The organism is Micromonospora sp. NPDC048871, from assembly GCF_043198155.1.
Classification (GTDB): domain Bacteria; phylum Actinomycetota; class Actinomycetes; order Mycobacteriales; family Micromonosporaceae; genus Micromonospora.
This window is the reverse complement of sequence record NZ_JBICUM010000002.1, coordinates 413,628-440,501: the sequence shown is the minus strand read 5'-3', so window position 1 is coordinate 440,501 and position 26,874 is coordinate 413,628. Positions and strand designations below refer to the sequence as shown.

General features: G+C 70.5%; 26 protein-coding genes. 16 read left to right on the top strand and 10 right to left on the bottom strand.

Features of this window, described 5'->3' with window-relative positions; all coding sequences use genetic code 11:
- Positions 1-108 precede the first annotated feature (108 nt).
- Genes ACGFIK_RS06595 through ACGFIK_RS06575 form a run of 5 tightly spaced genes read left to right on the top strand, consistent with a single transcriptional unit; the run spans position 109 to position 3,514 of the window.
- The gene (locus ACGFIK_RS06595; protein ID WP_393338058.1) at positions 109-363 is read left to right on the top strand and encodes a hypothetical protein; all 255 of its coding nucleotides are present in this window, start codon (positions 109-111) and stop codon (positions 361-363) included.
- Entirely contained in the window at positions 360-587 is a 228-nt protein-coding gene (locus ACGFIK_RS06590; RefSeq protein ID WP_393338055.1) for a hypothetical protein, read from the top strand. The genes ACGFIK_RS06595 and ACGFIK_RS06590 overlap by 4 nt, the downstream gene beginning before the upstream one ends.
- Positions 584-1,312 (top strand): GPP34 family phosphoprotein, encoded by a 729-nt coding sequence (locus ACGFIK_RS06585; RefSeq protein WP_393338053.1) that lies wholly within the window; start codon positions 584-586, stop codon positions 1,310-1,312. Before ACGFIK_RS06590 ends, ACGFIK_RS06585 begins: the two co-directional genes overlap by 4 nt.
- A 38-nt stretch (positions 1,313-1,350) precedes the next feature.
- Entirely contained in the window at positions 1,351-2,844 is a 1,494-nt protein-coding gene (locus ACGFIK_RS06580; RefSeq protein ID WP_393338050.1) for an APC family permease, read from the top strand.
- 13 nt (positions 2,845-2,857) lie between these two features.
- The gene (locus tag ACGFIK_RS06575) at positions 2,858-3,514 is read left to right on the top strand and encodes a GNAT family N-acetyltransferase (protein WP_393338048.1); all 657 of its coding nucleotides are present in this window, start codon (positions 2,858-2,860) and stop codon (positions 3,512-3,514) included.
- Here the strand turns inward: ACGFIK_RS06575 and ACGFIK_RS06570 are convergent, their stop codons facing one another.
- Positions 3,515-4,132 carry a TetR/AcrR family transcriptional regulator gene (locus tag ACGFIK_RS06570; RefSeq protein WP_393338046.1) on the bottom strand — a complete coding sequence of 206 codons (618 nt, stop codon included), beginning with the start codon at positions 4,130-4,132 and terminating at the stop codon, positions 3,515-3,517.
- A 93-nt stretch (positions 4,133-4,225) separates the two neighbouring features.
- On the opposite strand from ACGFIK_RS06570, the gene ACGFIK_RS06565 reads away from it, so the two are divergent.
- The gene (locus tag ACGFIK_RS06565) at positions 4,226-5,146 is read left to right on the top strand and encodes an NmrA family NAD(P)-binding protein (RefSeq protein WP_393338043.1); all 921 of its coding nucleotides are present in this window, start codon (positions 4,226-4,228) and stop codon (positions 5,144-5,146) included.
- Between the two features lie 556 nt (positions 5,147-5,702).
- Here ACGFIK_RS06565 and ACGFIK_RS06560 read toward each other — a convergent pair.
- From ACGFIK_RS06560 to ACGFIK_RS06545, 4 genes are all read right to left on the bottom strand, one after another.
- The gene (locus ACGFIK_RS06560; RefSeq protein ID WP_327025115.1) at positions 5,703-6,086 is read right to left on the bottom strand and encodes a PIN domain-containing protein; all 384 of its coding nucleotides are present in this window, start codon (positions 6,084-6,086) and stop codon (positions 5,703-5,705) included.
- Positions 6,083-6,331, bottom strand: a complete 249-nt coding sequence (locus ACGFIK_RS06555; protein WP_102660696.1) for a type II toxin-antitoxin system Phd/YefM family antitoxin — start codon at positions 6,329-6,331, stop codon at positions 6,083-6,085. The genes ACGFIK_RS06560 and ACGFIK_RS06555 overlap by 4 nt, the downstream gene beginning before the upstream one ends.
- A 147-nt stretch (positions 6,332-6,478) precedes the next feature.
- Positions 6,479-7,066, bottom strand: a complete 588-nt coding sequence (locus ACGFIK_RS06550; RefSeq protein ID WP_393338040.1) for a DUF1707 domain-containing protein — start codon at positions 7,064-7,066, stop codon at positions 6,479-6,481.
- A gap of 189 nt (positions 7,067-7,255) precedes the next feature.
- Positions 7,256-8,584 carry a glycosyltransferase family 4 protein gene (locus ACGFIK_RS06545; protein ID WP_393338037.1) on the bottom strand — a complete coding sequence of 443 codons (1,329 nt, stop codon included), beginning with the start codon at positions 8,582-8,584 and terminating at the stop codon, positions 7,256-7,258.
- A gap of 315 nt (positions 8,585-8,899) precedes the next feature.
- Here ACGFIK_RS06545 and ACGFIK_RS06540 point away from each other — a divergent pair, with 315 nt between their 5' ends.
- A complete protein-coding gene (locus tag ACGFIK_RS06540) occupies positions 8,900-10,810 on the top strand; it encodes a Xaa-Pro dipeptidyl-peptidase (protein ID WP_393338035.1) in 1,911 nt (636 codons plus the stop codon).
- Between the two features lie 76 nt (positions 10,811-10,886).
- Here the strand turns inward: ACGFIK_RS06540 and ACGFIK_RS06535 are convergent, their stop codons facing one another.
- On the bottom strand, positions 10,887-12,821 hold the full coding sequence (locus ACGFIK_RS06535; protein ID WP_393338033.1) for an amylo-alpha-1,6-glucosidase: 1,935 nt from the start codon (positions 12,819-12,821) through the stop codon (positions 10,887-10,889).
- A gap of 42 nt (positions 12,822-12,863) precedes the next feature.
- Here ACGFIK_RS06535 and ACGFIK_RS06530 point away from each other — a divergent pair, with 42 nt between their 5' ends.
- The 4 genes from ACGFIK_RS06530 (at position 12,864) to ACGFIK_RS06515 (ending at position 18,408) form a co-directional block, all read left to right on the top strand.
- Entirely contained in the window at positions 12,864-15,563 is a 2,700-nt protein-coding gene (locus ACGFIK_RS06530) for a glucosidase (RefSeq protein WP_393338031.1), read from the top strand.
- Positions 15,564-15,722: 159 nt separating this feature from the next.
- On the top strand, positions 15,723-16,397 hold the full coding sequence (locus ACGFIK_RS06525) for an HAD family hydrolase (RefSeq protein WP_327027059.1): 675 nt from the start codon (positions 15,723-15,725) through the stop codon (positions 16,395-16,397).
- A gap of 369 nt (positions 16,398-16,766) precedes the next feature.
- Complete coding sequence (locus tag ACGFIK_RS06520; protein WP_327025121.1) at positions 16,767-17,768, top strand: hypothetical protein; 1,002 nt, start codon at positions 16,767-16,769, stop codon at positions 17,766-17,768.
- A 79-nt stretch (positions 17,769-17,847) separates the two neighbouring features.
- The gene (locus tag ACGFIK_RS06515) at positions 17,848-18,408 is read left to right on the top strand and encodes a cysteine hydrolase family protein (protein WP_327025122.1); all 561 of its coding nucleotides are present in this window, start codon (positions 17,848-17,850) and stop codon (positions 18,406-18,408) included.
- A gap of 35 nt (positions 18,409-18,443) precedes the next feature.
- Here the strand turns inward: ACGFIK_RS06515 and ACGFIK_RS06510 are convergent, their stop codons facing one another.
- The 3 genes from ACGFIK_RS06510 to ACGFIK_RS06500 form a co-directional block, all read right to left on the bottom strand.
- A complete protein-coding gene (locus ACGFIK_RS06510; RefSeq protein WP_327025123.1) occupies positions 18,444-18,713 on the bottom strand; it encodes a hypothetical protein in 270 nt (89 codons plus the stop codon).
- Positions 18,714-18,760: 47 nt separating this feature from the next.
- Entirely contained in the window at positions 18,761-19,192 is a 432-nt protein-coding gene (locus tag ACGFIK_RS06505) for a hypothetical protein (RefSeq protein ID WP_357531023.1), read from the bottom strand.
- Between the two features lie 242 nt (positions 19,193-19,434).
- A complete protein-coding gene (locus ACGFIK_RS06500) occupies positions 19,435-20,013 on the bottom strand; it encodes a DsbA family protein (RefSeq protein ID WP_327025124.1) in 579 nt (192 codons plus the stop codon).
- A gap of 246 nt (positions 20,014-20,259) precedes the next feature.
- Between ACGFIK_RS06500 and ACGFIK_RS06495 the strand changes: the two genes are divergently transcribed.
- The 5 genes from ACGFIK_RS06495 to ACGFIK_RS06475 all read left to right on the top strand — a co-directional run bounded on the left by ACGFIK_RS06495 (position 20,260) and on the right by ACGFIK_RS06475 (position 24,962).
- A complete protein-coding gene (locus ACGFIK_RS06495) occupies positions 20,260-21,540 on the top strand; it encodes an ABC transporter substrate-binding protein (protein WP_327025125.1) in 1,281 nt (426 codons plus the stop codon).
- A 28-nt stretch (positions 21,541-21,568) separates the two neighbouring features.
- Positions 21,569-22,570 carry a sugar ABC transporter permease gene (locus ACGFIK_RS06490; protein WP_327025126.1) on the top strand — a complete coding sequence of 334 codons (1,002 nt, stop codon included), beginning with the start codon at positions 21,569-21,571 and terminating at the stop codon, positions 22,568-22,570.
- A gap of 1 nt (position 22,571) precedes the next feature.
- Positions 22,572-23,408 (top strand): carbohydrate ABC transporter permease, encoded by an 837-nt coding sequence (locus ACGFIK_RS06485; RefSeq protein ID WP_327025127.1) that lies wholly within the window; start codon positions 22,572-22,574, stop codon positions 23,406-23,408.
- Between the two features lie 10 nt (positions 23,409-23,418).
- Entirely contained in the window at positions 23,419-24,600 is a 1,182-nt protein-coding gene (locus tag ACGFIK_RS06480) for a sn-glycerol-3-phosphate ABC transporter ATP-binding protein UgpC (protein WP_327025128.1), read from the top strand.
- Positions 24,601-24,749: 149 nt separating this feature from the next.
- Positions 24,750-24,962, top strand: a complete 213-nt coding sequence (locus tag ACGFIK_RS06475) for a hypothetical protein (protein WP_327025129.1) — start codon at positions 24,750-24,752, stop codon at positions 24,960-24,962.
- 13 nt (positions 24,963-24,975) lie between these two features.
- Here ACGFIK_RS06475 and ACGFIK_RS06470 read toward each other — a convergent pair whose 3' ends face one another.
- Entirely contained in the window at positions 24,976-26,706 is a 1,731-nt protein-coding gene (locus tag ACGFIK_RS06470; protein ID WP_327025130.1) for an L-lactate permease, read from the bottom strand.
- Positions 26,707-26,874: the final 168 nt, after the last annotated feature.

Sequence of the window (26,874 nt, the reverse complement as noted above, 5' to 3'; positions counted from 1 at the left end):
ACTCCCGAAGACCAAAACCTCTTGATCAACCCCGAAACAGCGGGGGTGGCGACCAGGGCGGGCAATCCGGGCGGGGCGGGCAGGAGGGGGTGGAGCATGGGGCAGGCGGTGCCTGAGGTTGCGGCGGGGACGCTGCTGCGGCTCGATCCGGGTGACTGGTCGTACGGGCGCGACCTGACCCCCGGCACCGCCGTGGCCGTCACGGTCGCGTGCGTCCGTGAGCTGCCGAATCGGGCGGACGAGTGGGTGTGGGTGCTCGGTCACCGGCCGGAGTGCGAGTACCCGCACGTCGACCGGCATCCGCCCTGCATGGAGGTGCGGGTCAAGGTGGCCGCGCTGCGTGCCCGGAGGCAGGCGAGGTGACCGGGACCGACGACGGTGACCGGCCTGTCGATCGCTTCGAGGCCGCGCGCAACACCGTGCTTCAGCACCGCGACGGGCGCACCTGCTTCCACTGTCAGGGCGGCGGGTGCGGGCAGCACGCCTGGGCGGTCGAGGAACTCGGCCGTCATCCCGGCGGCCGAAAGCTCCTTCGGCGGCTCGGGTTTCCCATCGACGATTCGACCGAGGAAGGCCAGCCGCGGTGAACACCACACCCCACGGCGACGACTACGCCCCACACCTGCGGGAGCAGCCGGCCCGGCCGGTGCGTGCCGTCGGCAGCGCCGCGATGCCGAGCACCGTACGGCTCGCCGACGAGTTCTTCTACCTGGCGCACGACGACCAGACCGGCCGGTCGCGGCTGTTCGAGTCGGCGACGGCGTACGGCCTGTCCGCCGCGCTGCTCGCCGAGCTGTACGGCGAGGGCCGGGTCACCTTCGAGGGCCGGCGCCTACGGGTGATCAACACCTTCCCGCCTAAGGACTGGCTGCAACACCTCGTCCTCGATCGCCTGATCGCGGAGCCGCGTCACACCGAGACCCGTACCTGGTTGGCGTATTTCGCCACGGACGCCTACCAGCAGGTGGCCACCCGGATGTGGCAGCTCGGGCTGCTCCGTCAGCAGCAGGTCGGTCGGCTGTGGCGACAGCGCACCGTGTACGTACCGGCGGACATGAACACGGCCGCCTGGTCGTGGGCCCGGCTCTCCTTCCAGCTGCGCAACCACCAACACCTGAACGCCTTCGATGTTGCCCTCGCCGGTCTGGCGGTGCACACCCAGCTCGATCCGATCCTGCTCGACGGCACACCCCTCGCCGTCCGTGCGTTCCTGCGCCAGCAGGTCGAACAGGCCCCGCCGCCGCTGCGGGACCTGCTGGCCGACCTCGGTGCCGTCGTCGGCAGCGCCGTACTGAGTCACCGCACCACCTGACCACCCTCCGTTCATCCCTTCTCGTCGAGAGAGAACCCATGTCCCACTCGAAACCCGACACCGTCTCCGCCGTCCTCGCGCGTGGGCGGCTCGGTATCCCGTCGGTGGTGTTCTTCGTCATCGCCGCCGCCGCGCCGCTCACCGTCGTCGCGGGCGGCGCGACCACCGGGTACGCCGTCACCGGGGTCACCGGCATCCCGGTGTCCTATCTGCTGGTGGCGGCCGTGCTGGCGTTGTTCGCGGTCGGCTATGTGGCCATGTCCCGCCGGATCGTCAACGCGGGCGCCTTCTACACCTACGTCACCCGGGGGCTCGGTCGCCCGGCCGGGGTCGGTGCCGCCATGGTCGCGCTGCTCGCATACAACGCCATGCAGATCGGGCTCTACGGTGGGGCCGGCGCCGTCACCGCCCAGTTCCTCAACGACCGGTACGGCGTCGACCTGACCTGGTGGGCCTGCGCCCTCGCGGTGTGGGCGGTCGTCGCGGTGCTCGGCGTCGCCCGGATCGACCTCAACGGCCGGGTCCTCGCCGTCGTCCTGGTCGCCGAATGCGTCGTCGCCCTGACCTTCGACGCCATCATGGTCACCCACCCGGCCGACGGGACCGTCAGCTTCGACACCCTAGCCCCCTCGCACGTCTTCGCCGCCGGCATCGGCGCGGCCCTGGTCACCGCGATCACCGGGTTCGTCGGCTTCGAGGGCACCGTCGTGTTCAGCGAGGAGACCAAGGACCCACGGCGCACCATCGCCCGCGCCACCTACATCGCGGTCGCCGTCACCGGCCTGCTGTACGGGCTCTCCGCCTGGGCGATGTCGGTGGCCACCGGCCCGGACCGCATCGTGGCGGCGGCCCGCGCCGACGGCACCGACCTGATCTTCAATCTGGTGTCGCCGTACCTGGCCGACAGCATCGTCACCGTCGCCCGGGTCCTCTTCATCACCTCGCTGTTCGCCGCGCTGCTCAGCTTCCACCACACCGTGGCCCGGTACCTGTTCGCGCTCGGCCGGGAACGGGTGCTGCCCGCCGTGTTCGGTCGCACCAGCCGGCGTACCGGCGCCCCGAAGGTCGGCTCCCTCGTCCAGAGTGGGCTCGCCTTCGCCGTGCTGGTCGGCTACGCCGTGGCCGGGGCCGACCCGATCGTGCACCTGTTCTTCTGGGTCACCGTCACCGGTGGGCTAGGGGTGCTGATCCTGATGACGGTCACCTCCGCCGCCGTGATCGGCTTCTTCGCCCGCATCACCCACACCGAAGGACCCTGGCGGTCACTGATCGCACCGGGCCTGGCCACGGTCGCGCTGGGCGGGATCCTCACCGTGACGCTGCGGGAGTTCGCCACCCTGCTCGGCGTCGCACCGGACTCGCCGCTGCGCTGGGCGTTCCCCGCCGGGTACGCCGCCGTCGCGCTGCTCGGCATCGGGTGGGCGCTGGCCCTGCGCACCACAAACCCCGAGGTGTACGCCGCAGTCGGCCTGGGCGCGGACCGCGACACCGGACCCCTGCGTGCCCCCGACAGCCTCCGCCAACCCGCCTGACCAGGGAGAAGCCGTGACCGTCAGCAATCACGATCTGCTCGTCCGCCCCGCCGCCGAGGCCGACGCCGGGCCGCTGGTCGGCGTACTCGCCGAGGCGTTCCACGAAGGCCCCCTCGCCGACTGGCTCATTCCCGACCCGGTCGACCGGCGGACCGTCTACTACGAGTACTTCGCCGACGCCTTCCAGCACGGACTGGAACACGGGCAGGTCTACACCACCGGCGACCAGACGGCCGTCGCGATCTGGTACCCCCGCCTCGAACCCACCCCGGTCGACACCCACAGTCGACTGGCGACGCTGGAACGCATCGCGGGCCCGTACGCCCCGAAGTTCGTGCTGCTGGAGGAGATGTTCGACGCCTTCCACCCCGACGACCCGCACCACTACCTCGCCTACCTGGCCGTCGCCCCGACCCGGCAGAACCGGGGCATCGGCGCCGCGCTGCTCGCCGACCAGCACCGTCGTCTCGACCAGCTCGGCCTGCCGGTGTACCTGGAGGCCAGCAACATGCGTAACCGGCGGCTCTACCTCCGCCTCGGCTACCACGCCGGCCCCACCATCGTGCTGCCCACGGAAGGGCCGGTGATCTGGCGGATGTGGCGCGGCGCCCCCACCAGTGAGGGCCGGAGCCCCTTCCCGCGCACCCGGCTACACCGGCGGTCCCTGTGACTACCGCCCACCATCCGTATCCGAGGTCGCCGAGTCGGCCAGCGTCGAGCCGGTCCGGGGACTGATGCCGGTGATGGCCAGGTCGAGCAGGCGGGCGGCCTCGGCGGCGGGGTCGGGGTGGTGGGTGGTGGCCAGCGCGATGCCGGTCATCAGGGTGAGCAGGTCGTCGATCGTCACCCCCGGCGCGAGGGCCCCGGCGGCGGACGCGCGCCGGACCAGTGGCTCGCCCGCGGCGGTGAGTTGCGCGCAGGCGCAGTAGACGTGGGTGTCGTCGGGGCCGGCCACCCGGTCGCGATTCAGTGCCTCGGCCAATCCGCTGATGGTGGTGGCGGAGGCGATGACGGCCCTGAGCCACTCCAGCAGCGCGGCACGCGGGTCGACTCGTTCGGCCCGGTCGGCGGCGTGCGCCGCGAGGGCCTCGACGCGCTCGCGGAAGACCGCCGCCAGCAGTGCGTGGCGGCTGGGGAAGTGCCGCCGTACGGTGCCTGAGCCCACTCCGGCGACGCGGGCGATCTGCTCCAGGGAGGCGTCGGCACCGTGTGCGGCAACCTCCTCCACCGCGACGGCGAGCAGGCGGGCGTAGTTGCGCCGCGCGTCGGCGCGCTGCGCAGCGGTCATGGTCTCTCACCTCCGAGGTTGCTAAGTGGCGGGGTCCGCCGTATCTTACCGGAGTAGAAACGGCGGGCCACGCCGTTTAGCGAGAGGGGTCTCATGTCCAACGAACTCGTACCCGTCCTGGTCGTCGGCGCCACCGGCCGACAGGGCGGCGCGACCGTCCGCGCGTTACGGGCAGCGGGCGTACCCGTCCGAGCGTTGGTCCGTGACCCGGAGAGCGACCGGGCGCGCGCCGTCGCCGCGCTCGGCGCCGATCTGCGGACCGGTGACCTCAACGATCGTGGCTCCCTGATCGCGGCCGCGGAGGGAGCCCGCGCGGTCTTCTCGGTCCAGATGCCCGAGCTGAAGGGGGAGTCCCTCGACTTCGACGGCGAGGTGACCCAGGGGGTCAACCTGATCGAGGCGGCACTCGCCGCCGGGGTGCCACAGTTCGTGCACACGTCGGTCTCCGGCGCCGGGCAGCAGGCCGAGGCCCCCGGCTGGCACGAGGGCCGGTGGGCGGCCCTGAAGCCCTACTACGACGCCAAGACCGCGATCCAGGATCGGGTACGCACGGCCGGGTTCCAGCACTGGACCCTGATCAAGCCGGGGTGGTTCATGGAGAACTTCCTGCCCTCGATGGCCTACCTGCTTCCCCGGGGCGTCGAGGGCGGGCTGGTGACCGTACTGCGGCCGGAGACCCGGTTGTCCCTGGTCGCGGTCGACGACATCGGTCGAGCGGCGGCGGCGGCGATCGCGGCACCGGAGCGCTTCCACCAGGTCGAGTTGGAACTGGCCAGCGACTACCGGACGATGACGGAGATCGCCGAGGTCATGTCGCGCGCCCTGGGTGTGCAGCTGACCGCGCCGAGGATGACCGACGAGGAGGCGCTGGCGGCCGGCATGCCGGCGTTCGGGGCGGTCTCGCACCGCTTCGTGGAGGTGGCCGGGCAGCCCGCCCGCCCGGAGTTCGCCCGGGACCTGGGCATCCCGCTCACCTCCTTCGAGGAGTGGGCCGCGCAGTACCTGTCCCGCTGAGTGCGGCCGCGCGACGAGAAAGACCCGAGCCACGATCCGGGCCAGGACCCGGGCCAGGACCCGGGCCACGACCTGGGCCGCGATCCGGGCCGTGATCCGGGACAGGACTCGGGCAGCCAGGCCGCCGCGCTGGCCAGCGCGGCCGGTTGACCCGGTGATCGACTCCGTTTCGCCGAAACGGCGGTATCCCACCGCTCCGAACCCCGCCGTTTCGGCGAAACGGCGGGAGTCAGCGAAGCTCCACCGGAGGCGTCGGTACTGGCGGGATACCGCTCGGTCGGGATACCGCTCGGTCGGGATACCGCCACGCGGTCGAAAACGGCGGCGGCGATCCTGTCGTAGGGCTGCCGACGACAGGCCCGCTCGCTGCGTCGGGTGGGGCAGGCGGGCCCTGTCGAGCTGATGGCGCGAACGGGTCACGGCCCAGGTGGCAGATCCGTGGCCGCCGCGACGACGCCCTGCGGGATAGCACAACCGGTTCAGCTCGACAGGGGGCCACCCACCCCAGCGGCGAGCCCGGCTGACCTGCACCGCGTGCCACTGGCGGGCTGTGGAGTCAGATCGTGTGGATCGTGATGAGGTCTTCGAGTCCTGCAAGGTCGTCGGCGTTGCGGGTGTACACGGCGGCATCATGGGCGTGTGCGGTTGCTGCGATGAGCAGGTCCATCACCCTGGCTCGCGGCTGGCGGCCGGTCTCGACGACGCGTGCCGCCAATCGTGCGTAGCTGTCGGCGATGGCGTCGTCGATGGGCAGCGGATCAAATCGACGTTGAATGGCGCTCAACCGCGCCAACCGGAGTGCCCTCGCCTCAGCGGATTTCGCGACCAGGACACCGAACTGAAGTTCGGCGAGGCTGGCGACGCTGATAGCCAGTTCCCCGGGAATCGGAGTCACATCGTTGGCGATAAGGATGCTGGTGTCGAGGATGCCGCGACTCACCGCTCAACCCACGGATCGGTGACGGCGTCGTCGAGCAGGTCCCGATCACTTGCCCACCCCGGGTCTGTGGGTTGGTCGAAAACGCCGGCAAGGTCGTCCCACTCACGCCAGGTTCGAGGACTGACCGGGCCCAGCACGGCTGCCGGGCGCCCGGCGACGGTGATCGTCACCCGTTCGCCCCCCTGCGCGCGACGAACCAGGTCGCTTGCGTTCTGCCGCATCTCCCGCAACCCAACCTCGTACATACACCCAACGTAGCACATGTGCTACCTGTTGTCGGTGCATCCCAAGCGCAGGGCTCGGGGTGCCGAGGAGTGCGTGCTGGACGCTAGCGACCATCTACCCGGGCGCGCCCCCGCGCGGCATGTCGGCCAGCGGGGGAGTTGATCAGATCATCTCCAGCGCTTGCGGGGCGGGCGGACGGTCACGTCACCGAAGACGACGCGGCAGCGCACCTCGACGATCGGAGCGCCGGGGGTGACCGGGCCGCTCAGCTTCGACTTCTTGTCCCCGAAGACCGCAGAGCCGGTGAGCCGGACCTCGGTGCCTTCCGGTACGACGATGGTGATGCTGCCGAAGATCACGTTCGCCTCGATGGTGGTCACCTGCCGGGGCAGCCGGGCCTCGTGCAACTCGATCCGGCAGTCGCCGAAGACGGCCCGGGCGTCGATGTGTTCCGGCACCGGCCAGGCGCCCTTGCGCACCTCGCTGCCGAAAACCGCGAGCAGCTTCTCCGTCGCCGGGGCGAGCGCCCCGCCGGGGCGGGCGGGGGAGCGGCTGGGGGCGTTCGGCAGGTCCGTGGTCAGCCGGGCCAGCTCACCCCGGGTCTGCGCGGCGTGGGCCGCGCCGACCCGATCGGTGTACTCGTCGAGGGTGAGTCGGCCTTCGGCCGTGGCCTTGCCGAGCAGTTCCACGATCTCCTCCCGTTCCCGGTCGGAGACGCGCAGTCGGTCATCGTCGTTGTGCCGTTCCCACTCCACGCACCGAGCCTACTGGTGCCCCGCACCGACCTCGGCAGCCGATGGTCCGGGCTTGCCCTGCCCCACAGGCTGCGGGCCGGAGCCGGTCGCCGCGATCCGTTTGCGCCCTCAGCTCGACAGGGCTCGCCGACCACCTGTCGCCCTCCGCCCCACCACTGCGGGCGCGGGCCGGAGAGCTGGACGACAGAGCTAGCAGGCGGCCGTGCCGACGAGCAGATTGCCGTGCGGGATGGCGATCGGCCGCCGGGGGGCCGGCAGGTCGACGGCGGGACGGCGGGTCTGTGCCGGGGTGTGCGCCCGGCGGGCCACCGCGTAGGCCTGGGCGGTACGGGCGGCGATGGTGGCCCAGCCGTACCGCCGGCCGACCATGCTGCGGGCCTGCCGGGCTACCCGGCGGGCGAAGACCTCGTCGCCGATGAGCTGGTCGACCGCGCCGGCCAGGGCCGGTGGGTCGCTGTGCGGGAAGGTCACCCCGGTGACGCCCGGTTCGACGATCTCGGCCAGGCCACCGGTACGGGCCACGGCCAGCGGTGCTCCGGCCGCCGCCGCCTCCAGGGCCACCATCCCGAACGGCTCGTAGAGACTCGGTACGACGGTCGCGTCCGTGGCCCCGAGGACCGCCGGCAGTTGGGTGTTGTCCAGGAACCCGGCGAAGCGTACGGTCCCGCCCAGCCCTAGCTGCCGGGTCCGTTCCTCCAACTCGCCCCGGTAGGGTCCGTCCCCGGCGATCAGCACCCGCAGCCCCGGGTGCCGGGCGCGTAGCTGCGGCACGGCGTCCACCAGGTGCTGCACCCCCTTCTCGTAGACCAGCCGCCCGGCGTACCCGATCAACGGGCCGTCGGCGGCGAACCGGGCGCGGGCGGCGGCGACCGCGCGGGGGCGGGCCCGCCAGGCCCGGTCGTCCACCCCGTTGGGCACCACGGTGACCTTTTCCTGCGGCACCTCGAACAGGGTGGTGACCTGGTCGCGCATGTACCCGGAGCAGGTGATCAGCCGGGTGGAGGCGGTGCTGAGCCAGTGCTCTACACCGTGGATGGTGCGGTTCATCTCCTCCGGCAGCCAGCCCTGGTGTCGGCCCGCCTCGGTGGCGTGCATCGTGGTCACCAGGGGCAGGCGCAGATGCTCGGCCAGGGTGATCGCGGTGTGCGCGACCAGCCAGTCGTGGGCGTGGATGACATCGAAGTCGCCGGTGGCGGCGGCGTGCAGGGCGGTACGGGTCAGGGTGTGGTTGAACGCCATCGTCCAGGCCAGCAGCGATCCGGTGGCCAGCGGGAAGGTGACCGGGTCCTCGGCGGCCCGCAGGATGCGTACCCCGTCGCGGTGTTCGGACAGCGGCGCCCCCGCGGCGTGGCGGGTGACGACGGTGACCTCGTGGCCGGCGGCGGCCAGGGCCACCGACAGAGCGTGCACGTGCCGACCGAGGCCACCGACCAGGACCGGCGGATACTCCCAGGACAACATCAGGACCCGCTGCGGACGTACGGGGTTGATGTCGATCACGTCGGCGTCCGGTGACATACGCGCCCCCTTTGAGTTGTCTCTCCGCCCAGGACCAATCCTGCTGGCAGCTGGATAACCAGCGGAGACATCCCGATTGCGGGGCTGTAAAGCCCGTCGGTACTCCCGGTCTCGTCACCGGGAACGGACGCGAGGCGACATTGCGCCCACCTCTGCGACAGGCGTAGCACCAGCCGGTCTGCACCTCCCGCAACTGTCTGATGACCTGCCACGGCCTGGTTCGTAGGTTCTATCCGACGCAGCACCGAGGGGCTCATGGCCCGTGCGCCAGAACGGGCGGGCGGTGCCCGGCACCCGGTGCCTGGAAGGAGAAGCATGCGAACCACGAGGCGATGGTGGGGCAGTGCGGTGGCGGTCGCTATGACCGCGGCCATCCTGCCGGTGACCCCCGCGCTAGCCCAGCCCGCGCAGGCGAACCAGCTGGTCATCGCGGATGGCGTCACCCAGCCGGTCTTCGGCTACGCCGACGCGATCCGCGAACGGATCTTCGTCACTTCCGATGTCGACACCGACTCCAACGGTGAGCTCGACGTCGTGGCGATGGACATCATCCGGCCGAAGGCCAGCGACCAGGGCCTGCGGGTGCCGGTGGTCATGGACGCCAGCCCCTACTACTCGACGGTCTGCCGCGGCAACGAGACCGAGTGCAAGGCCGACCTGGACGGCGACGGCCTGCTCGACCGGTGGCCGCTGTTCTACGACAACTACTTCGTGCCGCGTGGCTACGCGGTCGTGCTGCTCGACATGATCGGCACCAACAACTCGACCGGCTGCCCGGTCACCGGCGGTCTCGGGGACAACATCAGCGCCCCGACCGCGATCGACTGGCTCAACGGCCGCCGCAAGGGTGTCGACGCCGACGGCAACGAGGTCGTCGCCAACTGGCACAACGGCAAGTCCGGCATGATCGGCAAGTCGTACGACGGCACCCTGGCCAACGCCGCCGCCGCCACCGGCGTCGAGGGCCTGTCCACCATCGTGCCGATCTCGGCCATCTCCAGCTGGTACGACTACTCGCGTAGCAACGGTCTGGTGACCCGGGCGAACAACTACTCGGGCAGCCTGTCCAACACCGTCACCAACCCGAACCGTCGGGCGTACTGCGCCCCGGTGCGGACCCAGCTCGGCGTGGGCGCCGACGACGCCACCGGTGACTACAGCGACTTCTGGGCCGAGCGGGACTACGTGCCGCACGCCGACAAGGTCAAGGCCAGTGTCCTGCTGGTGCACGGCATCAACGACGACAACGTGCGGGCCGACCACTTCAGCAAGTGGTGGTACGCCCTGGCCGAGAACAACGTGCCGCGCAAGCTGTGGCTGACCGGCACCGGGCACATCGACCCGTTCGACTTCCGTCGCGCGGAGTGGGTGGACACCCTGCACCGCTGGTTCGACTTCTGGCTCCAGGGCATCGACAACGGCATCATGCGTGAGCCGATGGTCGACCTGGAGCGGCTGCCGGACGTCTGGGAGACCCACGCCAACTGGCCGATCCCCAAGTCCCAGCCGACCCAGATCTGGCTGCGCCCCGGCACCAACGGCGACCCCGGCGACATCTCGGTGAAGCCCGGCCCCGGCAACAAGAAGGCCACCTTCACCGACACCCCGTCGATGAGCCAGACCAACGCGATCCGGCACCCCTCGGACCCGGCGGCTAACAAGAACAACCGGCTGGTGTTCCTGTCCGAGCCGCTGAAGGCGCCGCTGCACATCTCCGGCACCCCGATCGTGCGGATCAAGGCCTCGGTCAACGGCGAGGACACCAGCTTCGCCGGTCTGCTCGTCGACTACGGCACCCGGCAGCGCTTCAGCACCTCCGGTGACGGCGTCCGCACGGTGACCACCGAGGACTGCTGGGGCGAGTCGGCCAACTTCGGTGGGCACAACGAGGAGGCCTGCTACCGCCAGGTCGTCAAGAACGTGGCCAGCAACCCGCAGGAGTTGGTCACCAAGGGCATCTACGACGGGCTGAACCTCGACTCGCTCTACACCTCGACCCCGCTGGTGCCGGGTGAGAAGAACGCCGTCGACATCCCGCTGCAGCCCGAGGACTACGTCTTCGAGGCCGGCCACCAGATCGGTGTGGTCCTGCTCGGCTCGTACTCCGGCTACAGCAGCCGGGCCAAGCAGACCCGCGCCGAGATCACGGTGCACTTCGACAGCACCCGGATCACCCTGCCGATCGTCGGTGGCCGCCAGGCCGCCGTGGCAGCCGGTCTGAACTGATCGACCGGTGGGACGCCCGTGCGGGCGTCCCACCGAACCTACCTCCTCAGGGGCGCTACGGGCCCGTCGGTGCGTGTCACCGGCGGGCCCGCAGCAGTTCCGCCACCGACCAGGCCTGGAAGGGGCAACCGGTGGCGGTGTGCGGGGCCGAGCCGTCGGCGGTCTCGCTGACCGAGCCGAGGCCGTACTCGCTCAGGTGCGCCTCCAGACCGGTGAACAGCTCCGCCACCGACAGACCGGCCCGGCGGCCGGCGTCGGCGTACGGACCGATCAGCCAGGGCCAGACGGTGCCCTGGTGGTAGGCGCGGTCCCGCTCGGCCGGCCCGCCCCGGTGCCCCCCGGCGAAGCCGGGGGAGTCCGGGGAGAGGCTGCGCAGACCCAGGGGGGTGAGCAGCCCCGCGCCGACCAGAGCCACCGCCTGCGGGTCCGGCCGCAACGGCGCGTTCGGCAACGACCAGGCCAGCAGCTGGTTGGGTCGCAACAGGTCGTCGTCGTGGACGGCCGCACCCCCCAGGGGGTACGCGGGCGCGGGCGCGTCGACCACGTCGTGCAGCCAACCGGCCGGAGCGGGGAAGCGCTGCCGGAACGACTCGACCGCCTGCTCGTGCAGCCGGTGCAGCCCGTCGGCGTCCTGCCCGGCCAACTCGGTCAGCTCCGCCACCCCGGCCAACCCGTTGATCCACAGGGCGTTGACCTCGACCGGTTTGCCGTGCCGGGGGGTCACCGGCACCCCGTACACCCGGGCGTCCATCCAGGTCAGGGCGGCCCCGGGGGCCCCGCAGGTGAGCAGCCCGTCGGCCGGGTCCACTGCGATGCCGTACCGGGTGCCGGTCAGGTGGGCGTCGATGACCTCACGCAGCGCCGGCAGCAGTTCGTCCCCCAGGTCGGTGTCACCGGTGACGGTGACGTGTCGGCTGACCGCGTGCAGGAACCACAGGGTGCCGTCCACGGTGTTGTACTCCACCCGGCCGGTGTCGGCAGTGTTCGCCAGCATCCCCTCCGACAGGGTCCCCGCGTAGGTGCGCAGCAGTTCCCGGCCCAGGTCGGCGCGGCCGGTGCAGAGGAACAACCCCTCGTAGGAGATCATCGTGTCCCGGGACCAGGCGCCGAACCAGGGGTACCCGGCGACCACCTCCACCGGCGAGTCGTTCGTACGCACGACGAAGGCGTCGGCGGCCAACGCCAGGGTGGCCTCGACATCGTCGGTCGGCTTGGCCGCCGCCACCACCTCCCGGTTGCGTCGCCGGGCCGCCGCCACCACCTCGACGGCGGGTGGCGGTTCCGGGGCGGGGTCCTGGGCCCAGGCCAGCACGGACACCGTGTCGCCCGGCCGGCGCAGCAGGTCGCGGAACTGGCCCGCGTACCACAGGTCCTCCTCCGGATGCAGGCCCCGGGCGGCCTCCTCCCGGTGGTAGGCGCCCCGCCACCAGTGGCCCTGGGGGGTCCAGCCCGGCCCGGACAGCCGGTACGCCCCCTCGATCACCGCCCCACCCTCGACCGGATCCATTCGCAGTGCCGGCCCGTCCGCCCGCCGCTCGCCGTGCGCGTCGCGCCAGGTGCAGGCGGCGGCCAACTCCAGCTCGACCGGCCCGCCACTGACCAGCCGGTGTACCACCGCCACACAGGAGCGGCCGGGCAGCATGGCCAGCTCCCGCTCGATCACCACCTCGCCGATCCGCCACCGCCACCGGGGCAGCCCGTCGGTCAGGTCGAACCCCTCCAGCAACTCGAATCCCCGCGGGTCCACGTCGCCGGAGGCCCACTCGTGGGCACCCAGGCGTACCCGGGCCCCGGAGGGCAGCACCACGGCCGGATCGAGACTGGCCAGTCCCACCTTGCGGGAGGCCGGGGTTTCTCCCGGTACCACCAACAGCCCGTGATAGCGGCGGGTACGCAGCCCGGCGACCGTGCCCATCGCGTATCCGCCGAGGCCGTCGGCCACCAGCCACTCCCGACTGGCGGCGCTGGTCAGCTCACCGCAGACCTGGGTACCGAAACGAATCTCGATCAACTTTCCTCCACCGGCGGCGAGGTGTAACACGGCACGACGACAATGGTCGCTGTGGTGAAGTACCCCAGCGGCATCGAAGATGTAAAGGTGATCATTGACGGTTCGCCCTCCGCCCCCGACGCCGAACGAGTCCGGCTGGCCCAGGCCGATGCCGGTGAGCAGGACTGGCGGGCATGGGGTCCCTATCTGTCCGAACGGGCCTGGGGGACGGTACGGGAGGACTACAGCGAGCACGGCACAGCCTGGGACTACTTCCCCCACGACCACGCGCGGTCCCGAGCCTACCGGTGGTCCGAGGACGGCATGGCGGGCGTCTGCGACGACCGGCAGACCTTCTGCTTCGCCCTGGCGCTGTGGAACGGGCGCGATCCGATCATCAAGGAGCGGATGTTCGGTCTCGGTGGCGACGGGGGCAACCACGGCGAGGACGTCAAGGAGTACTGGTGGTACGAGGACTCCACCCCGACCCACTCCTGGATGCGCTGGCGCTACCACTACCCCCAGGCCGCCTTCCCGTACGACGAACTCGTCGCGGTCAACGGCCTGCGCGGCCGGGACGACACCGAGTACGAGCTGGTCGACACCGGCATCTTCGACGACGACCGGTACTGGGCGGTGACGGTCGACTACGCCAAGGCCGGCCCGACGGATCTGTGCATCACGGTGACCGTGGCCAACCGGGGGGCGGAGCCGGAACGGCTGCACGTACTGCCGCACCTGTGGTTCCGCAACACCTGGGGCTGGGGGCTGCCCGGCACGGACGAGCGGGTGCCCCGCCTGGTCGGGCAGGGTCGGCGGCTGGTCGGCGAGCACTGGGTGCTCGGGCAGATCGTGCTGGAGGGCGACGGTGAGCCGACCCCCCTGCTGTGCGACAACGACAGCAACGCCGAACGGCTCTGGGGGCTGCCCAGCCGCACCCCGTACCCGAAGGACGGCATCAACGACCACGTGGTGAACGGGGCGGACACGGTCAACCCGGAGCTGACCGGCACCAAGGGGGCCCTGCACTACGTACTGGAGGTGCCGGCCGGGGCGCAGCGACAGATCCGGCTGCGGCTGACCCGTACCGCTCCGCCGCCCGGCGACGGCGACCCGCCCCCGGCCGACCTGGGTGACGGCTTCGAGACCGTGGTGTGGGCCCGGCGGGCCGAGGCGAACCACTTCTTCGCCGGATTGATCCCCGAGCAGGCCAGCGCCGACGAGGCCGCCATCGCCCGGCAGGCCATCGCCGGGCTGATGTGGGGCAAGCAGTTCTACCACTTCGACGTCAAACGGTGGTTGGAGGGCGACCCGGGCTCCACCCCGCCGGCCGGGCGCCGGCACGGGCGCAACAGCGCCTGGTGGCACATGACCAGCTTCGACGTCATCTCCATGCCGGACCCCTGGGAATACCCCTGGTACGCGGCCTGGGACCTGGCCTTCCACTGCGTGAGCATCGCCCGGGTAGACCCCGGCTTCGCCAAGGAGCAACTGCTGCTCCTGCTGCGCGAGTGGTACCTGCACCCCAACGGCCAGATCCCGGCGTACGAGTGGGCCTTCGGGGACGTCAACCCGCCGGTGCACGCCTGGGCCGCGTTGAAGGTGTTCGAGATCGACGGCAGCCGGGACCACGACTTCCTGGCCCGGATGATGCACAAGCTGCTGATGAACTTCACCTGGTGGGTCAACCGCAAGGACACCGGCGGCAACAACGTCTTCGAGGGCGGCTTCCTGGGGCTGGACAATGTCGGCCCCTTCGACCGGTCGGCGGCCCTGCCGGTGGCCGGGGTGCTGGAGCAGTCCGACGGCACCGGCTGGATGGCGATGTACGCCCTCAACCTGCTCGACATCGCCATCGTGCTGGCCGAGCACGACCGGACCTGGGTGGACACCGCCACGAAGTTCTTCGAACACTTCGCGTACATCGCCGCAGCCGCGTACGACCAGGGGTTGTGGGACGAGGAGGACGCCTTCTTCTACGACGTGCTGCGGCTCGCCGACGGCACCAAGGTCCCGCTGAAGGTCCGCTCGGTGGTCGGGCTGCTGCCGCTGGCCGCAGTGACCCGGCTGCCCGCGCGTACCCTGCACCGGCTGCCCGAACTGGGTGCCCGGCTGCGCTGGTTCCTGACCAACCGACCCGAGTACGCCTCGGTCATCGGCGCCCGCCGGATCGGCCCGGACGGCCGTCAGCAGCGGCTGCTGTCCATGTGCGGCCCGGAGCAGATCGTCCGGCTGCTCGCCCGGATGCTGGACACCGACGAGTTCCTCTCCGAGTACGGCCTGCGTACCCTCTCCCGCGCCCACCTGGACAAGCCGTTCACGGTCACCCTCGGCGGCCAGGAGTTCTCCGTCGGCTACGAGCCGGCCGAGTCGACCAGCGGCCTGTTCGGCGGCAACTCCAACTGGCGCGGCCCGATCTGGATGCCGACGAACTTCCTGCTGATCAGCGCGTTGCGCGACCACGCGGCCTTCTTCGGCGACGACCTCCAGGTCGAGTACCCGACCCGCTCCGGAGTGAAGAAGACCCTCGACGAGATCGCCGACGACCTCTCCGCCCGGCTGATCGCCCTGTTCACCCGCGACGACTGGGGACGCCGGCCGATCTACGGGGCGGCGCAGCTGTTCCAGACCCACCCGGACTGGCGGGACCTGATCGCCTTCCCGGAGTACTTCCACGGCGACAACGGCGCCGGCCTGGGCGCCTGGCACCAGACCGGCTGGACCGCCCTGGTAGCCGACCTGATCCTCACCCTCCGCCGCTGACCCGCCCGGCACCGGCCCGCTCGCCGAGCTCGTTGATCACGGAAGACGGGGACGGGCGGGTGGGAGAGGGAGGGTGGGGTTATTGGGTCGTGGGGGAGGGGTGGGGGTGCTTAGAGTCGCGGGGTGACTGGTGAGGTGACCGGGGTCGAGCCGGGGCGGGTGCTGGTGTTCGACGCCGACGACACGCTGTGGGAGAACAATGTCGTCTTCGAGCGGGTGATCGACGACTTTCTGGCCTGGCTCGATCATCCGACGCTGGACCGGGTGCAGATCCGGGCCGTGCTGGATGACATCGAGCGGGCCAACGCGGTCGCCCACGGGTACGGCAGCAAGGTCTTCCTGCGGAGTCTGCGGGAGTGCCTGGAGCGGCTGCGGGAGCGACCGGCCACCATGGCGGAGCAGCGCGAGATCGACGAGTTGGCGATGGCGTTGGTGAACCACCAGGTCGAGTTGATGCCCGGGGTGGCCGCCGCCCTGGACGAGTTGGCCGGCCGCCACGAACTGTTGTTGCTGACGAAGGGCGAACGGGAGGAGCAGCAGCGCAAGCTGGACGCCTGCGGGCTGTTGCACCATTTCTCGGCCGCCCACATCGTGTCGGAGAAGAACGCCGACACCTACCGGTGGCTGGGCCGGGAACACGGGATCGACCCGGGACGGGCCTGGATGATCGGCAACTCGCCGCGCTCGGACATCCTGCCGGCCCGCGCCGCCGGGTGGCGTGCCGTGTTCATCCCGAACGACAACACCTGGGTGTTGGAGCACGACGAACTGGACCCGGCGGACGAGGGGGTACTGCACCTGCGGGCCTTCCCGGAACTGCTGCACCACTTCTGAGGTACGGCCCGATTTCGATCAGCGCTGGCGGCCTGCGTGCTGTTACCACCTCCGGCGGCTTTTGCACCCTGCTGGTAATCGTCGAATCGGGCGGGCCCGGGCCGCCCTCGGCCCACCTAATCTCCCCTGCGGTGTCGCGATTCGCCAGGGGTCGGTCGCGGCACCGAAGTTCGGTGTGGGCACCGTGGAGCTGAGTGCGGGCGTGCCGCCCGTTGCCCTGGTGACGGTCGATGGGCCGGACCGGGGCATTGGTCGGTCGCTGCCACGCCGAGCTTGGGGTCAGGGCCGGGGCGTGCGGAACCGGTCCTGACCCGACCCGGGCCCGCGGCGTGGACTTCGTGTCCCGTCGATGCCCTTTAGCCTGGTCGGATGTCGCGCCCCGCTCGGTTCCTGGTGGCAGCCGCCGTGCTGATCGGATGGACGGCTGCCGGCCTTGTCCTGACCCTGGTCGTCCTGGATGCCGGCAAATATGAGGGATATCGGCCCGAACTGGCCGAGCTGACGACGGCGGCGAAGCTGCTGGCGATCGGCACCGCTGTCGCGGCGGGCCACCTCTGCGTCGTACGCGATGGGCGGGTGCCGGGTCTGCGCGGTGCTCTGCTGCGGGTGCTCGTGGTCGCCGTCGGGACGGCGACGCTGTTCCTCGTCGGCAACATCCTGCTCTACCGGTACGTGGTTCCGCTCGGCGCGAGCCTCGACCTGGCCCGAACCTGGGCGCCGACCGTGGGGTGGACGACGCTGGCCGGCGCCCTCGGTGTCGGTGCGGGGGTGGCATGGCTGGTCACCAGGGGGCCGGCCGACCTCGGAGCACCCGGGAGTTCGTTCTGGGTACGCCGCTGGTGGGTGGTGGCCGGCCTGATCGGACTGGCCGGCCTGTTCGTGGTGCCGGAGTTCGTCCGGGTCGGCGCCGAACTGTCCGTCGTGCGGTTCGTGCCGGCCGATGCCGTGGCGGTCGGTCACGGCCAGGGGGTCGCCGTACGACTGAGCGAAGGGCGACACGCCGTCTACCGCTCGTACGAGCCGAATGCGTCGGCACGCCAGTGCACGATCGTCGATCAAAAGGGCGACGAGCTTGCGTTCTCCGAACCCGCGGTGCCGTTCACCGACAACAGCGACAGCATCGTGACCCTCCTGCTGGGCACCTTCGAGGTGCCGGAGGGCGGGCCGGTCTTCGTGACCTGCCACGCCGCCGGGTACGTCGATCACCAGGTCGCCGGGCTACCTGAGGCCCGCGGTCCGCTGCCGCGGCTGGTGTACGGACCGGCCGCCCTGGTGAGCGGGATCGGGATACTTCCGGGGGTACTGGTCGCCGCCGGCCTACTCACCTGTCGCCGGCGCCACCGGCGGACCGGGGCGGTGTCGCCGGGCTGATTCGGGTGGCGGCACCGCGCAAGACCGTCTGTCGGACCCCTCGTCTAGCGTGGTCACACATCGATCCGACGGGGGAGTCATGACCACTCTGAAGAACCGTCCGCACACCGCCTTACTCGTCATCGACGTGCAGAACGGGGTGGTCGCCACGGCGACCCGACGGGACGAGGTCGTGGCCAACATCGCCGTCCTGATCGACAGGGCACGTCAGGAGGGCGTGCCGGTGGTGTGGGTCCAGCATTCCGACAAGGGGCTGGCCCGGGGCAGCGAGGACTGGCGCATCGTCCCGGAGCTGACCCGGGAGGACGCCGAGCCACTCGTGGAGAAGAACTACGCCGACTCCTTCGAGGCGACCGACCTGGAGACCGTCCTGGTCGGGCTCGGGGTCGGCCGGCTCGTGGTCAGCGGGGCGCAGACCGACGTGTGCATCCGCTCCACCCTGCACGGGGCGTTCGTGCGGGGCTACGACGCGACCCTGGTCAGCGACGCGCACACCACGGAGGACCTCACCGCCTGGGGTGCGCCCCCGCCGGAGCAGGTCATCGCCCACACCAACCTGTACTGGGCGCACCATTCCGCCCCGGGCCGCACCGCCGGCACGGTCACCACGGCCGAGGCCACCTTCGCCACCGCACCCTGAACCTCGGCAGCCAGCCCGCGAGGTGCGCGGTCGTTTCAGGGGTTCTCGCCCCGCACGATGGCTACCGCGACCCGGCAGAACTCGTCCATGTCGGGTTGGAAGCCGGCGGCGATGTCGGGGTGCAGCCCTACGCGGGTCTCGTCCAGCAGTCGTTGGCAGACCATTTCGACCGGCTCCCCGGCGTACTGGCCGCGGACCCGGTCGATTGCTGCCTGAAGCGCCGAGGTCAGCTGCTGCTCCAGCGGCCCGCGCAGCTTCTCCTGCACCGGGTCACGGGGTTCCAGCGTGACATGTGGCTCCGACATCGGCGCTCCCTTCGTCGGCGGCTGCGGTACCCCACCGCAGCCGTCGGTCAAACCGCCTCTGGTATGGCCGCGACCCGTACCTGATACGAGAATTCCTCGGCGGGTTCCTCGGCGTACGACAGTCGGCGGATCTGCTTGTCGTCGTCGTAGACGGCGACATCGACCAGGACCCCGAGGTGGGCCAGCCCGATATTGGCGACCCGCTTCTTGTCCTGCAACACCGCGCACACCCCGCCCAGCAGGGTGCTCGCGTCGGAGGTACGACGCCCGGGTGGACAGCGCAGGGTCAGGTCCACCTCGATCGGGCCGGACAGTGAAGTCCAGCCGGTACGCTGCGCCGCCTCGCAGGCAGCCTGGAGCAGCGCGCGTACCCTGGTCGCCTGCCGGTGCCCGGCGGCGAAGATGGACAACGCCTCGGTTTTGACCGGTGGCAGGCCGCTCACCTCGAAGGTCAGGGCGAGAGTGCGGGTGTCCTGCACCACGACGGCACCTCCTCGTTGGAGATGATCCTGCCCAATCGGAGCGGCGGTGCGCTGTTCCCGGGAGAACCAACCGATCGGGCGGATCGGGGTCGGCCGGTGGCGTATCGACGGCGACGGCGTACGCGCTGACGGCGATGCGCGTTCAACGCTAGTGGGTCAGACAACTCCGGGGAAGATGTCCCCTGCCGGCGTGGCGAGGCGACACCTTCCCCGAAGTTGCCCGAGATCGCGAAAGCAGGTCAGCGGCGGCCGCGTTTGATCTCGTGGAAGGACGGCATGCGCATCAGGGGGACCATGTTGTCCCAGAGGGTCAGGGCGTCCTCGGTGCCGGGCACCTCGGTCAGGATCGGGCCGTGGATGCCCCGGTCGGCGCCGGGGACCATGAGCACCGGTGAGCCGATGTCCGGACCGGCGGAGGCGTACGCCTCCGCGTGGGAGGCGTGGACGGCCTCGTCCCAGCGTTCGTCGTCCAGGACGGCGGCCATGTCGTCTAGCCCGGCCGCTTCGACGGCCGATTCCACCAGCTTGCCGCTCGGCGGATTGCCGGCGTCGTGGGTGCGGGTGCCCAACTCGGTGTAGAACCGGCCGGCGTCGGCGTGGCGGCCCTCGGCCCGCAGCGCCTCTACCAGCCGCAACGCCCGGCCGGAGGCGGCCACCGCGTCGGCGTACTCCGGGGGGATGTTGCCGCCGCTGAGGATGCTCAGGCTGAAGGCCCGCCACTCGATGCTCAGGCCACGTGTCTCGGCGACGGCCACCAGCCAGCGGGAGGTTCGCCAGGTCCACGGGCAGGCAGGGTCGAAGAAGAAGGTCGCATCCATCGCCCGAGGGTAGCGCCGGGCGGTACGGGCACTCCTCGGGTGTGATCTGGGCCACCGAGGCGCCTGTCGATGTCGGCTCACCTGGGTCAGGTTTCGTGCCTGCGCAGGTCGGGCAGTGTTGCTGCCACGACACGTGGGGTCCGGAAACCAGCAGGTCACAGGCCCTGATCGTCTCGCCGTGCGCCGGGGCACGGGATCCTCCCCGGATGTTGGCCCACCTAGGAGGAGGGGGAGGGGGATGCCGACATGAATGACCCGGACGAGGGCCGGCGCCGACCCCGCGTACGTGTGGCGGCGGCTGCCGCGACGCTGACGGTGCTGGCGCCGCTGGCGGCCTGTGCCGCAGGCGACGACACCGGCGTACCCGAGATCAATCTTTACTACCCGCCCGAGCAGAACCTTCAGCAGGTGGTGGACCGGTGCAACACCGAGGCCGCCGGGCGGTACCGGATCGTCAACCGGGTGCTGCCCCGGGAGGCCGACGAGCAGCGGGTGCAGTTGGTCCGGCGGCTCGCCGCCTCCGACGACGGCATGGACGTGCTCGGTCTCGACGTGACCTGGACCCAGGAGTTCGCCGGCGCGAAATGGATCCTGGAGTGGACCGGATCCGACCGCGCCGAGGTGGAGGAGGGCACCCTGGAGGGCCCGCTGGAGACCGCGCGGTACGAGGACAAGCTCTACGGGGCGCCGAAGAACACGAATGTGCAGCTGCTGTGGTACCGCAAGGACCTGGTGCCGGAGCCGCCGACCAGCTGGGACGAGATGATCTCGACGGCGCAGCAGCTCAAGGAACAGGGCAAGCCGCATCAGGTGCTCACCATGGGGGCCCAGTACGAGGGCCTGGTGGTGCTCTTCAACACCCTGGTGGCCAGTGCCGGCGGCAACCTGCTCAACGAGGACGGCACCGAGGCCGTGGTCGACGAGGGTGCCGTGCGGGCCCTGGAGGTGCTGCGTACCTTCGCCACCTCGGGAGTGGCCTCGCCGTCGTTCAGCAACGCCACCGAGGACCCGGTACGGCTGGAGTTCCAGTCCGGCTCCGGGGCGTTCCAGGTGAACTGGCCGTTCGTCTACCCGGCGATGCAGGAGGCCAACCCGCAGCTCGCCGAGCAGGTGGGTTGGGCCCGGGTGCCCGGGGTCGACGGGAACGCCCCGGCTCGGGTGACCATCGGCGGGGTCAACCTGGCCGTCAGCCGCTACTCCAGGCATCCTGAGGAGTCCTTCGAGGCGGCCAAGTGCCTGCGCAACGCGGAGAACCAGAAGTTCTCCGCGATCAACGACGGGGTGCCGCCGACCATCGAGAGCGTCTACGACGACCCGGAGATGGACGAGGCGTACCCGATGAAGGAGACCATCCTCGAACAGCTGCGGGATCCGGCCGTCCGGCCGCTGACCCCGGCGTACCAGAGCATCTCCACGGTGACCTCGGCGATCCTGTCGCCGCCGGCGGCGATCGACCCGCAGAGCACCGCGAAGGAACTGCGTGCGGCGATCGCCGACGCCCTGGAGTCCAAGGGGGTCCTGCCATGAGCCGGCGACACCACACGGGGGTGCGGGCATGAGTATCAACGCCACCCCGGCGGGCGCGGAGGTGGCCGCCGACGGGACCGACACCCGCACCGAGGGTCGGCACGCCGCGGTCCCCGCGCAGCGGAACAACCGGCGGCGCAAGACGCCGCTGAGCGAGAACAAGCGGGCCGAGCGCCGGCTGGGTCTGCTGCTGTGCGCCCCGGCCGCGCTGGTCATGATCGCGGTGACCGCCTACCCGATCCTCTACTCGGTGTGGCTGTCGTTGCAGCGCTACGACCTGCGGTTCCCCGCCGAACGGGAGTTCGTCGGCCTGCAGAACTACGTGACCGTGCTGACCAACGAGTTCTGGTGGACGGCCTTCGGGGTGACCATGCTGATCACGGTGGTCACCGTGGCCGTGGAACTGGTGCTCGGCATGGGGCTGGCCCTGATCATGCACCGTACGCTCGTCGGTCGCGGCATCGTGCGGACCTCGGCCCTGATCCCGTACGGCATCGTCACGGTCGTCGCGGCCTTCTCCTGGCGGTACGCCTGGACCCCCGGCACCGGCTACCTGGCCAACCTCTTCTCCGACGGGGCGCCGTTGACCGAGCGGGCCAGCTCGCTGGCGATCATCATGCTGGCGGAGATATGGAAGACCACCCCCTTCATGGCGTTGCTGCTGATGGCGGGCCTGGCCCTGGTGCCGGAGGACCTGCTCAAGGCGGCCTCCACCGACGGAGCCACCGCCTGGCAGCGGTTCACCAAGGTGATGCTGCCGGTGATGAAGCCGGCCATCCTGGTCGCGCTGCTGTTCCGCACCCTGGACGCCTTCCGGGTCTTCGACAACATCTACGTGCTGACCTCCGGGGCCAACGACACCTCCTCGGTGTCGATGATCGCCTACAACAACCTGATCCGGGGGCTCAACCTCGGCATCGGCTCCACCATGTCGGTGCTGATCTTCATCACGGTGGCGATCATCGCGTTCATCTTCGTGAAGTTGTTCGGTACCGCTGCCCCCGGCAGCGACGACGGGGAGAGGCGTTGACATGGCTGACACCACCGCCCGCCGCGCCAAGCTGCAATGGGGCCTGCTGAACGCCGTAGTGGTCGTCTTCGCCCTGATCCCGGTGCTGTGGATCATGTCGCTGTCGTTCAAGACCCCGGCCACCCTCACCGACGGGAAGTTCATTCCCCGGGAGTGGACCCTGGACAACTACCGCAACATCTTCGGCACCGACCAGTTCGTCCGGGCCCTGGTCAACTCGATCGGCATCGCGATGATCGCGACCGTGATCGCCGTGGTGCTCGGCGCGATGGCCGCGTACGCGATCTCCCGGCTGGACTTCCCCGGCAAGCGGCTGCTGGTCGGGGTCTCCCTGCTGATCGCGATGTTCCCCCAGGTGTCGCTGGTCTCGCCGCTGTTCGAGATCGAGCGGCAGTTGGGTCTCTTCGACACCTGGCCCGGCCTGATCCTGCCGTACATCACCTTCGCGTTGCCGCTGGCGATCTACACCCTGTCGGCCTTCTTCAAGCAGATCCCCTGGGACCTGGAGAAGGCGGCCAAGATGGACGGCGCCACCCAGGCCCAGGCCTTCCGGCGGGTGATCGCCCCGCTGGCCGCGCCGGGGCTGTTCACCACGGCCATCCTGGTCTTCATCTTCTGCTGGAACGACTTCCTGTTCGCCATCTCGCTGACCTCCACCGAGCGGTCCCGCACGGTGCCGGTGGCGCTGTCGTTCTTCACCGGCGCCTCGCAGTTCGAGGACCCGACCGGGGCCATCTGCGCCGCCGCCGTGGTGATCACCGTACCGATCATCCTGTTCGTCCTCTTCTTCCAGCGCCGCATCGTCTCCGGCCTGACCTCCGGCGCCGTCAAGGGATAGGTGGTTTCTCATGGCTGACATCGTGCTCGACAAGGTGAGCAAGAAGTTCCCGGACGGCACCACGGCGGTGCGGGAGGTCGACCTGGAGATCGCCGACGGCGAGTTCGTGATCCTGGTCGGTCCCTCCGGTTGCGGCAAGTCCACCACCCTCAACATGATCGCCGGGCTGGAGGACATCAGCTCCGGTGAACTGCGCATCGACGGGCAGCGGGTGAACGACAAGGCGCCCCGGGATCGGGACATCGCGATGGTCTTCCAGTCCTACGCGCTGTACCCGAACATGACCGTGCGGGAGAACATGGCCTTTCCGCTGCGGCTGGCCAAGCTGGATCGCGCCACCATCGACCAGAAGGTGGACGAGGCCGCGAAGGTCCTGGAGCTGACCTCTCTGCTGGACCGCAAGCCGGCCAACCTCTCCGGTGGCCAGCGGCAGCGGGTGGCGATGGGCCGGGCCATCGTGCGTCAACCCAAGGCCTTCCTGATGGACGAGCCGCTGTCCAACCTGGACGCCAAGCTGCGGGTGCAGATGCGTACCGTGGTGTCCCGGCTGCAGAAGAAGCTCGGCACCACCACGGTCTACGTCACCCACGACCAGACCGAGGCGATGACCCTCGGCGACCGGGTAGTGATCATGCGGGGTGGGGCGGTCCAGCAGGTCGGCCCGCCGCAGGAGCTGTACGACCACCCGAACAACCTCTTCGTGGCCGGTTTCATCGGCTCGCCGTCGATGAACTTCCTGCCCGCGACCCTCGAGGAGGGCCGGCTGCGTACGGCCCTGGGTGACCTGCCGATCGGCGACCGGATCCGCCGGGAGCTCTCCGAGGCGGATGCCCCGCGTGAGCTGATCCTCGGCATCCGCCCCGAACACTTCGAAGACGCCGAACTGGTCGACGAGCAGAGCCGCGACCGGGGCATGGAGTTCAGCGCCCCGGTGGACATCGTCGAGTCGATGGGCTCGGACAAGTACGTCTACCTGACCGTCGAAGGGGGCCGGGCCACCGCCGCCGAGCTGGAGGAGTTGGCCGCCGACGCCGGTGCCGCCGACTTCGCCGGTGCCGGCTCCAACCTGGTCACCCGGCTGTCGGCCGAGTCCACCGTGACCGAGGGGGAGGACCGGCGCATCTGGTTCAACCTGGAAAAACTGCACCTGTTCGACCCCGCCAACGGCCGCAACCTGACCCTGCCCGACTGAATGTAAGGAAGGGCACCTTATTAACTCCTGCGGTAGAGGAAGGGCCCCTTGTTAACAGCGCCCATGGCGGGCCTACGGACGCCGCCGCCCGCGCCCGGCGACGGGGATGTCGCCAGCGTGGGCGGCGGCGCTGGTGCGATGATGCGGCCGTGAGTTCCACGGCCTCGGCTCCCGGTGAATCCGTCCCCTCGACCCCCGGCGGGTACGTCGGTGTGCGGCGTGCCTACGACACCGTGGCGCAGGACTACGCCGCCCACCTTGCGGCGGTCGGACTACGCGAGGTGGGCCGGATGGTACGACGTGCCCGGGAAGCCGAGCGGGACGATCAAGCTGCCCTGCTGGCCTCGGCCGGGCCGACCTGACCCGGCGGAGCCGTCACGGGATCATCCAGCTCAGCACCGGGGTGGCCTGCAAGCCGACCAGCAGGGCCATCGCGCAGATCAACACCACGCTCCAGCCGAACATCCGGCGGAACAGGTCGCCCTCGCGGCCGTCGAGCCCGACCGCGCTCGCCGCGATCGTCAGGTTCTGCAACGAGATCATCTTGCCGACCACTCCGCCGGAGGCGTTGGCGGCGGCGAGCAGCACCGGGTCCAGACCTGCGCGCTGCGCGGCGGTGACCTGGAGGGCACCGAACAGCGAGTTGGACGAGGTGTCCGAGCCGGTGAGCGCCACCCCCAGCCAGCCGAGCACCGGTGAGAGCAGCGCGAACAGGCCCCCGGCCCCGGCCATCCAGGTGCCCAGCGTCGCGGTCTGCCCACTGCCGTTCATCACGAAGGCCAGCGCCAGCAGTCCGCACACGGTGAGGATCGCCCAGCGCAGCGAGGCCAGGGTCTGTCCGTACGCGACCAGGGCGGTGCGTGGGGTGACCCGCAGGATCGCCATCGTCACCAGTCCGGCCAGCACCAGCAGGGTGCCGGTGGAGGAGAGCCAGTTGAACCGGAAGACCGGCAAGGTAGACGGGGCCCCCGACACGGTCAGCAGGTGCAGTCCGGGCCAGTTGAAGGTCACCGTTACCGCGTTGAGCGCCTCCGCGATCGCGGGCACCTGCGACAGACCGAAGATCGCCACGATCACCAGGTACGGGGCGTACGCCCGCCACACCTCGACCGGGGTGTCCGGCGGCTGCGAAGCCACTTCCGTACGGCTGGCGACCGCCACCGCAGGATCCGCCGGCCCGCCCGCCATGCCCCGCTTGCCCGGCCCGCCCGAGGTGGCCGGGGCCTGCCCGGGAGGCGTGCCGAGTTCCGCCGGGCCGTCGGCGTCGAGCACCCGGTCGTCGTGGCGTCGAGGCGGCCACACCCGTGCGGTCACGGTCACCACCACGGCGCTGACCAGCCCGGCGACGATGTCGGCCAGGGCCATCGCGAAGTAGTTCGAGGTGAGGAACTGGGCCAGGGCGAACGACACGCCGCAGGCGAGGGCGATGTGCCAGGTCCGGCGCAGCCCTCGGCGACCGCCGACCATGCCGACGAGCAGCAGGGGAATGAACAGTGCGATCACCGGTACCTGTCGTCCGGCCATCGCGCCCAGGTCACCGGTGGGCAGGTCGGTCACCCGGGCCAGGGTGGTGATCGGCAGGCCTAGCGGCCCGAAGGCGGCCGGTACGGTGTTGGCCACCAGCGCCACCGTGGCCGCCTTCATCGGCCGGAAGCCCAGCGCCAGCAGCATCACCGTGGTGATCGCGACCGGGGTGCCCTGGCCGGCCAGCCCCTCCAACAGGGAACCGAAGCAGAACGCGATCACCAGCGCCTGCACCTGCTGGTCGTCGCTGACCCGGGCGAAGGAGCGCCGGAGCACGTCGAAGTGTCCACTCGTCACGGTCATCCGGTAGATCCAGATGGCGGTGCCGAAGGTCCACACGAGCGGGAACAGCGCGAAGGTAGCGCCCTGGCTGGCGGTGAGCAGCGCCTGCCCGGTCGGCATCGAGTACGCCAGGACGGAGACCAGCAGCGCGACGGCGAGTGCGCCGAGTGCGGCCAGCCAGGCCCGTACCCGCAGCACGCCGAGCAACAGGAACAGGGTGACGATCGGCAGCCCGGCGACGAGGGCGCTCAACGCCAGCGAGTCGGCGAGCGGGTCCAGGATCGGACGGTACACACGCACCTCCGGGCACCATGTCGGCCAGCCGATCGCCGTACGAGAGTGCGCCTAGTGTGCTCGGTCGACCACGCCGCGTCTTCTTCGTGATTGCGCTGTCTGCGCACAAAGGGACTCCGTCATGATCACGCTCGATCCGGGATCGAGTGGTCTGGCAGCTCGACGAGACCACTC

Excerpts from the sequence above, each read along its gene's own strand:
- ACGFIK_RS06580 (WP_393338050.1), top strand. The coding sequence starts at position 1,351 with ATGTCCCACTCGAAACCCGACACCGTCTCCGCCGTCCTCGCGCGTGGG.
- ACGFIK_RS06570 (WP_393338046.1), bottom strand. The coding sequence starts at position 4,132 with ATGACCGCTGCGCAGCGCGCCGACGCGCGGCGCAACTACGCCCGCCTG.
- ACGFIK_RS06565 (WP_393338043.1), top strand. The coding sequence starts at position 4,226 with ATGTCCAACGAACTCGTACCCGTCCTGGTCGTCGGCGCCACCGGCCGA.
- ACGFIK_RS06555 (WP_102660696.1), bottom strand. The coding sequence starts at position 6,331 with ATGTACGAGGTTGGGTTGCGGGAGATGCGGCAGAACGCAAGCGACCTG.
- ACGFIK_RS06545 (WP_393338037.1), bottom strand. The coding sequence starts at position 8,584 with ATGTCACCGGACGCCGACGTGATCGACATCAACCCCGTACGTCCGCAG.
- ACGFIK_RS06540 (WP_393338035.1), top strand. The coding sequence starts at position 8,900 with ATGCGAACCACGAGGCGATGGTGGGGCAGTGCGGTGGCGGTCGCTATG.
- ACGFIK_RS06530 (WP_393338031.1), top strand. The coding sequence starts at position 12,864 with ATGGTCGCTGTGGTGAAGTACCCCAGCGGCATCGAAGATGTAAAGGTG.
- ACGFIK_RS06520 (WP_327025121.1), top strand. The coding sequence starts at position 16,767 with ATGTCGCGCCCCGCTCGGTTCCTGGTGGCAGCCGCCGTGCTGATCGGA.
- ACGFIK_RS06515 (WP_327025122.1), top strand. The coding sequence starts at position 17,848 with ATGACCACTCTGAAGAACCGTCCGCACACCGCCTTACTCGTCATCGAC.
- ACGFIK_RS06510 (WP_327025123.1), bottom strand. The coding sequence starts at position 18,713 with ATGTCGGAGCCACATGTCACGCTGGAACCCCGTGACCCGGTGCAGGAG.
- ACGFIK_RS06500 (WP_327025124.1), bottom strand. The coding sequence starts at position 20,013 with ATGGATGCGACCTTCTTCTTCGACCCTGCCTGCCCGTGGACCTGGCGA.
- ACGFIK_RS06495 (WP_327025125.1), top strand. The coding sequence starts at position 20,260 with ATGAATGACCCGGACGAGGGCCGGCGCCGACCCCGCGTACGTGTGGCG.
- ACGFIK_RS06490 (WP_327025126.1), top strand. The coding sequence starts at position 21,569 with ATGAGTATCAACGCCACCCCGGCGGGCGCGGAGGTGGCCGCCGACGGG.
- ACGFIK_RS06485 (WP_327025127.1), top strand. The coding sequence starts at position 22,572 with ATGGCTGACACCACCGCCCGCCGCGCCAAGCTGCAATGGGGCCTGCTG.
- ACGFIK_RS06480 (WP_327025128.1), top strand. The coding sequence starts at position 23,419 with ATGGCTGACATCGTGCTCGACAAGGTGAGCAAGAAGTTCCCGGACGGC.